This is a genomic window from Bradyrhizobium sp. ARR65 (assembly GCF_000472385.1).
GTDB lineage: Bacteria > Pseudomonadota > Alphaproteobacteria > Rhizobiales > Xanthobacteraceae > Bradyrhizobium.
Genome location: NZ_AWZU01000023.1, coordinates 61,971 through 71,265 on the forward strand (window position 1 = coordinate 61,971; position 9,295 = coordinate 71,265).

11 protein-coding genes are annotated in these 9,295 nt (G+C 63.5%); 2 read left to right on the forward strand and 9 right to left on the reverse strand.

Features of this window, described 5'->3' with window-relative positions; translation table 11 throughout:
* Positions 1–117 precede the first annotated feature (117 nt).
* Positions 118–888: an enoyl-CoA hydratase gene (locus tag F758_RS0123890; RefSeq protein WP_024510237.1), complete on the reverse strand. Its 771-nt coding sequence runs from the start codon at positions 886–888 to the stop codon at positions 118–120.
* A complete protein-coding gene (locus tag F758_RS44450; protein WP_035722883.1) occupies positions 885–1,322 on the reverse strand; it encodes a MarR family winged helix-turn-helix transcriptional regulator in 438 nt (145 codons plus the stop codon). Before F758_RS44450 ends, F758_RS0123890 begins: the two co-directional genes overlap by 4 nt.
* 213 nt (positions 1,323–1,535) lie before the next feature.
* On the opposite strand from F758_RS44450, the gene F758_RS0123900 reads away from it, so the two are divergent.
* Together F758_RS0123900 and F758_RS0123910 are read left to right on the forward strand one after the other, a co-directional pair.
* Complete coding sequence (locus tag F758_RS0123900) at positions 1,536–2,498, forward strand: alpha/beta hydrolase (RefSeq protein ID WP_024510238.1); 963 nt, start codon at positions 1,536–1,538, stop codon at positions 2,496–2,498.
* A gap of 98 nt (positions 2,499–2,596) precedes the next feature.
* Positions 2,597–2,845: a hypothetical protein gene (locus F758_RS0123910; RefSeq protein ID WP_024510239.1), complete on the forward strand. Its 249-nt coding sequence runs from the start codon at positions 2,597–2,599 to the stop codon at positions 2,843–2,845.
* Between the two features lie 85 nt (positions 2,846–2,930).
* Here F758_RS0123910 and F758_RS0123915 read toward each other — a convergent pair whose 3' ends face one another.
* The 7 genes from F758_RS0123915 to F758_RS0123950 all read right to left on the reverse strand — a co-directional run bounded on the left by F758_RS0123915 (position 2,931) and on the right by F758_RS0123950 (position 8,773).
* The gene (locus tag F758_RS0123915) at positions 2,931–3,767 is read right to left on the reverse strand and encodes an aspartate dehydrogenase (RefSeq protein WP_035722915.1); all 837 of its coding nucleotides are present in this window, start codon (positions 3,765–3,767) and stop codon (positions 2,931–2,933) included.
* 210 nt (positions 3,768–3,977) lie between these two features.
* Positions 3,978–4,853 carry an MBL fold metallo-hydrolase gene (locus F758_RS0123920; RefSeq protein ID WP_024510241.1) on the reverse strand — a complete coding sequence of 292 codons (876 nt, stop codon included), beginning with the start codon at positions 4,851–4,853 and terminating at the stop codon, positions 3,978–3,980.
* 75 nt (positions 4,854–4,928) lie between these two features.
* Positions 4,929–5,081 (reverse strand): hypothetical protein, encoded by a 153-nt coding sequence (locus tag F758_RS49780; protein ID WP_157450129.1) that lies wholly within the window; start codon positions 5,079–5,081, stop codon positions 4,929–4,931.
* Positions 5,082–5,186: 105 nt separating this feature from the next.
* Positions 5,187–5,657 (reverse strand): hypothetical protein, encoded by a 471-nt coding sequence (locus F758_RS0123930; RefSeq protein WP_024510242.1) that lies wholly within the window; start codon positions 5,655–5,657, stop codon positions 5,187–5,189.
* A gap of 149 nt (positions 5,658–5,806) precedes the next feature.
* Positions 5,807–6,604, reverse strand: a complete 798-nt coding sequence (locus tag F758_RS0123935; protein WP_198026554.1) for a tetratricopeptide repeat protein — start codon at positions 6,602–6,604, stop codon at positions 5,807–5,809.
* Positions 6,605–6,674: 70 nt separating this feature from the next.
* Positions 6,675–7,361: a substrate-binding domain-containing protein gene (locus F758_RS0123940; protein WP_024510244.1), complete on the reverse strand. Its 687-nt coding sequence runs from the start codon at positions 7,359–7,361 to the stop codon at positions 6,675–6,677.
* A 377-nt stretch (positions 7,362–7,738) separates the two neighbouring features.
* Positions 7,739–8,773, reverse strand: a complete 1,035-nt coding sequence (locus F758_RS0123950) for a glutamine synthetase beta-grasp domain-containing protein (protein ID WP_024510245.1) — start codon at positions 8,771–8,773, stop codon at positions 7,739–7,741.
* Positions 8,774–9,295 lie beyond the last annotated feature (522 nt).

Here is a 9,295-nt window from a genome sequence, read left to right on the forward strand (position 1 = left end):
GCAAGTGCGGCTGCGAAATAGCAAGGTTGCTATCGTTGCAGAGCGCGAAGTGGGAAAATTCTTGTCCGGAACAGAAAATCACGGGAACAACCCGTTCCCGCCTCGCGCGTTGGTGAATTACGCCACCTTGGCGAAATCCGGTGGACGGCGCTCCGCGAAAGCCTGGAAAGCTTCGCGGGCTTCGGCCGACTGCAGCCGGGCTGCGAAGATTTCGCCCTCGGCCTCCATCTGCTTCACCAGCATCTCGCCGTTGCGCATCAGCCGCTTGGTCGCAACCAGCGAGCCCAGCGGCTGCTTTGCAAGACGCTGCGCCAGCGCGATGGCTTCAGCATCGAGTTGCTCCTGCGCCACCACGCGGTTGGCCAGCCCCCATTCAAGCGCCACTTTGGCCGAGATCGGCTCGCCCAGCGCGAACAGCTCAAAGGCGCGGGAGTGCCCGATGCGCAGCGGCATCAACAGGCTCGAGGCCGCTTCCGGGACCAGGGCAAGGCTGACGAAGGGCGTGGACAGGAGCGCATTCTCCGCAAGCACGACCAGATCGCAATGCAGGAGCATGGTGGTGCCGACGCCAACCGCCCGTCCCTGCACCGCCGCGATCAACGGCTTGGTCGAGCGGCCCAGCGAGCGGATGAAGCGCGTCACCTGACGCTCACCTTGCGCTTTGCCCGCAGCCACCGCCGCGAATTCCGAAAGGTCGTTGCCGGCAGTGAAGGAATCGCCTTGGCCCTTGATCATGATCACGCGCACGCCGGCGTCACTCTCCGCGGCTTCGATGGCGTCGGCAAGACGGCCGTACATCTCATTCGTCAGCGCGTTCTTCTTCTCGGGCCGCGCCAGCGTCAGCGTCAAAATGCCACTGCTGTTCTCGATCTGCACATGGTCGGTCATTCGTCATCTCCTCTGGGAAATTTGCTCTGAATGCTGGTCAGCCAGCGTGCAACGGTGTCGATCTCGTCGCTGCTGAATCCTTGCGTAAGACGCGCGTTCATCTCGCGTGCAGTCTCCCTGGCGCGCACCAGCGCTTTGCGGCCTTTCGGCGTCAGGAAGACCCGCCATGCGCGCGCGTCCTTCTCGTCCGCGCGCCGTTCGACCAGACCGGCGGTCGCCATCCGGTCCACCAGGCCGCTGATCCCGGCCGGTCCGAGATCCAGCGCCGCCCCCGCTTCTCCCATCAGGGCGCCGTCCTGCTTGCCGAGCACGAACAACAATCCCGCTTGCGCCGGCGACACAGCCTCAGCCGAGTTCGCTACCGCCGCGCGCTGCACACGCCGCTGCGCCACGCTCAGGAGATAGATCAGACGATGCTCTTTTCGCGCGCTCACGTGCCGAACCCGGGGTCAATTACTTCGCATGCGAAATATTTAGCCCCGGATGATATGCCTCGTCACGGAAAAAAATGCGGAGAGCACGAGGCCCCCACAGATCTTTCTCTTCACCTGCGCCGCAAACCACCTGCTTGCACCGCTCGAAACGCGCTGGATAATGTCGAACCGGCGCTGACCAATGAGCGCCCAACACGTCTTAAAGGGATGGAAATGAACGCTCCGCTTGATCCTGTGATCGCCCAGATCATTCCGCTGCTGCCGCTTCGCGATCCCAAAACCATGACGCCGCAGAGCTGCCGCGAGGCGCTGCGTGCCCTCGCGGCATCCCGCGCGTCCGTTCCTCCTCCGCCTGTCGCAAGTGTCGAGGACATCAATGTCGAAGGCGCAGCCGGACCGCTTGCGGCGCGGGCCTACCGCGCCACTTCCGCCGCGTCTCCGACGGTCGTGTTCTTTCATGGCGGCGGCTGGGTCGCCGGCGATCTCGAAACCCATGACCGGCAGGCGCGCTGGCTTGCGATCGAGACCGGCGCGGTCGTGGTGTCTGTCGACTATCGGCGCCCGCCCGAGGTCCCTTTCCCCGGCGCGTTCGAGGATGCGTTCGCCGCGTTGCAGGATGTCGCAAGCCGCATCGACCAGTTCGGCGGCGATCCGAGGCGTTTGGGCGTGGCCGGCGACAGTGCGGGCGGCAATCTTGCGGCGACGACCGCAATCGCGGCGCGCGACCACGGCCTTTCCCTTGCCGGCCAGCTCCTGGTCTATCCGGTGACCGACGTCGTCGGAAGCTACGCTGACGCAAAAGAGAATGCGCGCTTCCCGTCGCGCGCCGAGAATGCCGAAGGCTATTTCCTGTCGCGCGCAGTCATGGAATGGTTCTGCGGTCACTATCTTGCCGACAAGAGCCATGGCGCGGACTGGCGCGTCTCGCCGCTGCGCGCCAATGATCTTGCGGACGTCGCACCCGCCGTGATCTGCACCGCCTGGTTCGATCCGTTGCGTGATGAGGGCGCGGCCTATGCAAAGGCGTTGCAGGCGGCCGGTGTGCCGACCCGCTATTACGAAGGCTTGGGGCTGATCCATGGGTTCTTCGGAATGGGCGAGGCATGCGAGGCCGCACGGCTCGAGGCACAACGCGCGCGTGCGGACTTCAAGGCATTGCTCGCGCACGGCATTTGAGTGAACGAATTTCTGCAACGGATGATCCCATCGCGCTTGATCGCGTTGCATTTTCGCGTTCCAATCGAGCCACTCTGCTGATCCTAGGGAGGTCCCTCATGAAAAAGCTATTCCTGGCCGCCATCATCGCCACCTTCGCGGCCGGCTCGGCCTTTGCGCAGGATTCCTGTGAAAGCAAAGCCGTCGGCAAGGACGGCAAGCCCTTGGCGGGCGCCGCAAAAACCTCATTCATGAAGAAGTGCATGGCCGACGCCTGCGCGGCCAAGGCTGTCGGTTCGGACGGCAAGCCGCTCGCCGGCGCCGCCAAGACCAGCTTTATGAAGAAATGCGAGAAAGGCGGCGCCTAAGCCTCTGCGCCATCAAACAAAAAGGGCGGCTCGTGGCCGCCCTTGCGCGTTCAGAGATTACGTGACGTCACTGGCCGCTTGCCGTTCAGGTGCCCACTCGCAAGGGGGTGTGCAGCTTGCGCAGGCAGGCGATCACCGAAAGCGCGGTGATCCGGCCGGTCTTGGGATTCTCCGAGGGGATGTTCTCGATCATCATCGAGAAGCGCGCCGAATCCGAATCCACCTCGATGCGGTGGGTGTTGCGCGTCACCGTCGGATCTGCCCAGATTTCGACCATGGTGCGGTCGGGACCGATGCCTGCGAGCGACAACGCCACCGCCACGTTGATATTGGCTGGAAAGCCCTTCGCCGCCTCCCGCGCCGTGCCCTCGAAGATCTTCACCGGCACGGTGACGCCATCGAGGTCGATCTTCTGTTCGACGATATAGGGAGCGCCGGCAAGACCGCGTGGCGGCTTGCGGGTCGACATCCGTACCGAGTGGATCGTGCCGACCGCGGCCGCGGTCACGGCATCGAGCCCGATCAAGGCGCCGGTGGGCACCACGATCTGGCCACCGTTCTTGCGGGCGAGATCGATCAGATCGGTGTTTTCGAGCAGCGCGCCGGCGCTGAGCACGATCGCGGTCTTGCCGCGCGAGACCACCGGCCCAACGATCGACCGCACCAGCCCGCTCGGCGCACATTCGATGACGATATCGGCCACGTCGGCGAGCTGCTCGATCGGCAATGCGGCCGGGGCAGCCTTCAGCCTGCCCAGCCATTCGCGATGCTTGTCGATGCTCTGCGCCGACACCGCGCTCAGGACCAGCCCGTCGATCCCGGCATCGATGGCTTTGGCCACGCTGGTGCCGATGGGCCCAAGCCCGGCAATGGCCACGCGCGAGGTGACCTTCGAACCACCCCTCGCCTCCGCCCCTCTCACGCTCCACGGCTCAAGCAAGTTTGCAACGTCCTCCGTCAACCGAGCCTTCCGGCCAATCCTTCACCTAACCTGTGATGAGATTAGTTCCGTCGGCTGCCTCGGCGGTTCACCTCTCCCAGCGGGGAGAGGTGAACCGAGACTGCGGCTAATGCCGATTGAACCAAACGCCATCTCGCTCTACGCCGCGGTTACCGCGGTTTCAGCGCTCGTTCAATCCCGCTTGAAGCGGTAGTCGAAGCGCTCACCATCGGCCTTGATCAGACCGACCGTCGGACGCGGAAAGTGGATCGGCAGGATCAGAGTATCGGTATCGGCTACCGATGCGAAGAACTTCCGGCGTGACAGCGCCGACTGCTTCGGGTCCCAATCCGGTTTGGCCGACCAATCCGGCTCGCGGCACTGGATCACATGGTGCATCAGGTCGCCGGTGACCACGGCGCGCTTGCCCCGCGAGGCGATATTCACGCAGCAATGGCAGGGCGAATGGCCACGCGTCGGCGTCAGGGTGATGGTGTCGTCGAGCACATAATCGTCGTCGACGAGCAGCGCCTGCCCCGCCTCGACGATCGGCAGGCAATTGTCGCGAAACACCGTGCCGGGCGGATCGTTTCCCTTGGCATGCTCCTCTTCCCAAACAGCATATTCGCGCTTGTGGAAGATATATTTCGCGTTCGGAAAGGTCGGCACCCAGCGCCCATCGCGCAGGACGGTGTTCCAGCCGGTGTGATCGATGTGAAGATGGGTGCAGAACACATAATCGATCATCTCGAAGCTGAGGCCGAGCGCGAACAGTTCGTTGCGCCAACGCTCCTTGCCGGGAAAATCGAACGGTGGCGGATGGCCCTTGTCCTCGCCGGTACAGGTGTCCACCAGGATGGTGTGACGCGGCGTGCGGACCACGAAGGTCTGGTAGGTGATCAGGATCTTGCCGAGCGAGGCATCGAAGACCTCCGGCTCCATGGTCCTCAAATGATGCTTGAACACCGCCTCATCATAGGCGGGAAAGAAATCCTGCGGCCGGCGCCACGGGCCTTCGCGCTCGATCACCGCATCGATGGTGACATCGCCGAGCCTGATTTGCTTCATCGCATCCTCCCAATTTTTTTCGGGAGGGTATCGACAGGTCAGCGGCGGTTCAAGGCACGCAGGCCGGCAGGCCTGCTATGCATGCCGCTTGAAATATTGCACTTCGCGCTCGTGCTTTTCCGCTGCGGCGCGTGTCTTGAACGTGCCGAGATTACGGCGCTTGCCAGTCTTCGGATCGATCTTGCGGGAATAGAGCCGGTACTGACCGGATCGCAGTTTGCGGATCATGGTGTTCTCTCCTCAACCTTCCGCATTAACGGCGATCGTCCTTCGCGCGTTCCGCCTTGCCTGGCGGCCGGCTGCGAGATGCAGCCGCACGAAGGCCATCGAGCTTCATTTCTTGCCGGGCGGCGCGAAGCTTTGGTCACCGAAGGGCTGCTCGGTCGGCGGGCGGATGACGATAAAGCTGCGGTTCATCGATTGGTGACAGGTGTTGCACCCTTCCGTGAGCTCTGCGACCGTCGCGGCAAATCGCCTGCTGTCCTTGGCCCTGACCGCGTCCTCGATCGCGCTCAGCGGTTCAACCATCATGGTGACATTGTTCACGGGGATGCCTTCATACAGCATGGCGGCTTCGGCCAGGCTCGTCCTCAGCCGCTGCAATTCATAGTCGGCGAGATCCCAGTTCTGTGCCTTGCCGGCAAAATAGAGCTTGATGTGCCGGGTCTGCGCCGCGTTCATGATGTCGCCGAGCTGCGGCACATATTGCTCTCCGGCCGCAGCCACCGACCCGAGTTCGGCAACCACCAAGGGCACCGGCGCGCAGGCAAGCACCGCCCCCAAGATCCATCCGCGATGCGTCATCCGATCTCTCCAACCCTCTTCCCGTGTTGTCGCGATTGCGCCCGCGGCGAACCGGCGGCCTTCCGGCACGCGTCCCTCCTCTATGCCGCATCGCGGCGGGCAATATTGCGCTTGATCAAGATCGACGCCCGGCGCCGCTCGCGACTGCGCTAAAAGCAGAGATTGGTGACCAGATTGCCGCGCTTGTCCTTGATTGCGATCGGACATTGCAGCCGCTTCAGGGCCGCCTTCGCATCCTCGTCGCCGAGGTCGGCCGCCCTCTGGTAGTAGGCCTTGGCGGCTTCCACATCCTTCGGCCCGCCGCGCCCCTCTTGCGAAAAGGCGCCCATGCGCTCGAGCGCGCCGGGATGGTTTTGCGCCGCCGCCTTTTCAAACAGCGCACGGGCTCCGACATCGTCCTTCGGCCCGCCGGTGCCCTCGGCCAGCATCAGGCCGAGCTGATACTGCGCCTCTGCATTGGTCTCGGCGGCCTTCGCGAGCAGGTCGCGCGCACGCGCCGGATCGGATGGCGTCGTGCCACCGCTTCCGCCAAGGGCGGCAAGATTGGAGATGCCCCGCGGATTGCCACCCTCGGCAGCCCGCTCGAACAGCTTGCGCGCCTGCGCGTCATCCTTGGCAAGCCCGCTTCCCGTGCCATAAAGCACGCCCAGCTCGACCATCGCAGAGGTCGAGCCCCTGTCTGCCGCCTTGCGCCAGGCGGCGACCGCTTCCGCGGTCTGCTTGTTCGCCGCATAGGCGCGGCCGAGCTCATACATCGCGCGCCGCGAGCCCGCCGCCGCCTGCTTGCAGAACTTGATTGCGGTTGCGATATCGGAGGGCGCAATTTCGGTGACGCCCTTGATGTCAGCCGGCTTGTCGGGATCGGAGGGATCGGCCGCGATCCGGTCGCACAGGACAAGATCGGCGGATTGCGCGTGCGCGAGCGACGGCGCCCACGCGCAGGCCATCACGGCAAAGCAAATCCGGTAAAACCATTTGGTAATCATCATCGGACGTTGCTTCGCGCTGCGGGCAAATTCAAGGCTCGAGGCCGGTGTCGCGCAACACGGACGCGACCTCCGGCGAGGCGAGAAAACGCAATAGCCGATCGGCGTCGGTCGGGCATTGGGCGCTCGCCATGCGTGCGGCGGAGAACACCGCAGGCCTCTGCAGCTCACGCGGGACCGGGCCGATGATCTCCACGCCCGGCACCTGCTTCAGTTCGCTGATCTGCTGGACCGCAAGATCCGCTTCGCCCGACACCAGCCGCTCCGCCGTAAACCCTGACGAGATGATCGTGGCCTTGGCATTGATCTCGGATGCGATCTCAAGGTGTTCGAGCAATTGCGCGAAGAAGACGCCGCTCGCCCCCAGGCGCGAATAGGCCACCGAGCGCGCGACGAGGAGGGTGGCACGAAGCGCCGAGGGCGTCGCGATGTCGGGATGCGGCGCACCGGCCTTGACGGCAATGCCGACAAAGGAGCGCGCGAGATCAGCCTGGCTCTCCGCGACGACCAGCCCCTCGCGTACGAGTTCATCGAGTCCTTCGCGCGTCAGAATCACGACATCGGCGGCCTCGCCGGCACGAAGCCGCGGCAACAAAACGAGCGTCGGCGCGAAATCGGCATCAATGCGGATTCCCGTGGCCGCCTCGAACTGAGCGGTCAGACTGACAACGGCGCCCTTCAATCCGAGCGTCGAGAGCAACCGAGCGGAAACGGCCATTAACGATCGCACTCCCCTGCGGCTCAAAGCCTGTGCATCAGTCTCAAAACGTAGGCGCCGACATGGGCGAAAGCGGAATTGCCACCAAGCATCTTGCCACCGCGTGCATACATCACGCTGCGGCCGATCGCTTCATCAAGCTGGAATTGGACCGTGTAGAAGCCCCCGAACAACGGATGCCCCCGGTTCTCGCCTTGCTCTGCGCTATCTAGCGCGGTTCATCGGCCGAGGGAAATGACGTTGCCCACACGTCCACATTGACCAAATGGCACAGCAGGGATGTCGGGAAAGCGATGGTCCGCCGGAGCGGTTTGCGCTCCGACGGACCAGAGGGGTGGACCGGGCGCCCCCACCCGGTCTTTACCCGTTTTAGGCTGTTAAGCCGCAGCTTTCGCGCCGGTCGGCACCGTCGCGATGGTCTTCAGGATCTGCGAGGCGATCTGGTAGGGGTCGCCCTGTGAGTTCGGACGGCGGTCTTCCAGATAGCCCTTGTAGCCGTTGTTCACGAAAGAGTGCGGCACGCGGATCGAGGCACCGCGGTCGGCCACGCCCCAGCTAAAGGTGTCAATCGAAGCAGTCTCGTGTTTGCCGGTCAGGCGCATGTGGTTGTCCGGGCCGTACACCGCGATGTGCTCGGCACGGGCCGCCTTGAAGGCCTCCATCAGCTTCTCGAAATACTCCTTGCCACCGACTTCGCGCATATATTTGGTGGAGAAGTTGGAGTGCATGCCGGAGCCGTTCCAGTCGGTATCGCCGAGCGGCTTGCAGTGGAATTCGATGTCGACGCCGTACTTCTCGGTCAGACGCAGCAAGAGGTAGCGCGCGATCCACATCTGGTCGGCGGCGGTGCGGGAGCCCTTCCCGAAGATCTGGAATTCCCACTGGCCCTTGGCGACTTCCGCGTTGATGCCTTCATGGTTGATGCCGGCGGCGAGGCAGAGATCGAGGTGCTCTTCGACCATCTTGCGGGCGATGTCGCCGACATTCTTGTAGCCGACACCGGTGTAGTACGGACCCTGCGGCGCCGGATAACCGTCAGCCGGGAAGCCGAGCGGGCGGCCATCCTTGTAGAAGAAATATTCCTGCTCGAAGCCGAACCACGCGCCGGGATCGTCGAGAATGGTCGCACGCTTGTTCGAGGGGTGCGGGGTCTTGCCGTCGGGCATCATGACCTCGCACATCACCAGCGCGCCATTGGTGCGCGCAGCATCCGGATAGACGGCGACCGGCTTCAGCACGCAATCGGAGCTGTGGCCTTCGGCCTGCATCGTCGAGGAGCCATCGAAGCCCCACAGCGGGAGCTGTTCCAGCGTCGGGAACGAGGCGAATTCCTTGATCTGAGTTTTGCCGCGCAAATTCGGCGTCGGCGTGTATCCGTCGAGCCATATATACTCGAGCTTGTACTTCGTCATTGAGCCTCTCTATATTGATAATCTCGAAGGCGGGGAAACCGAAGGGATTGGTCGCGACCCGCAATACCCGGCCAAGATCGGCCGGGTAACCCATAAGCATTTCGCGTGCCAATTGGGCCGTCGAAGGCCACGGCCCTCCCTATTCCCGCCTCCCCGCCCGGTCTCCCTGTGGCACCCGAAGGGTGCGGCATAGGAGCGCGCCACCGCCTTCGGCGCTGGAACAGAAATGGCAGCAATCATGACGGATTCGCGCCCGAATCCGGGGCAGCTACGCCCGCGAGGGCGGAACACGATTAAAGCCGCGGCAACCGAGAGCAAGATTCGGCAAAGGTAGCGTCCCGTTCCAGCAACCTTCTTAAGCCCCCAAGCGATGGCCGATCGCGCTGTGCCTCCGCGAGGGCAAGCCTGCAACCGCCCACAAATTAGGCAGGAAATGATTTTTCTTTAGTCACATTGCATCGACGGGAGCACCGGCCGATATCGGAATCGGTAACCACAAGAGAACGAGTCGGGCGCACGATT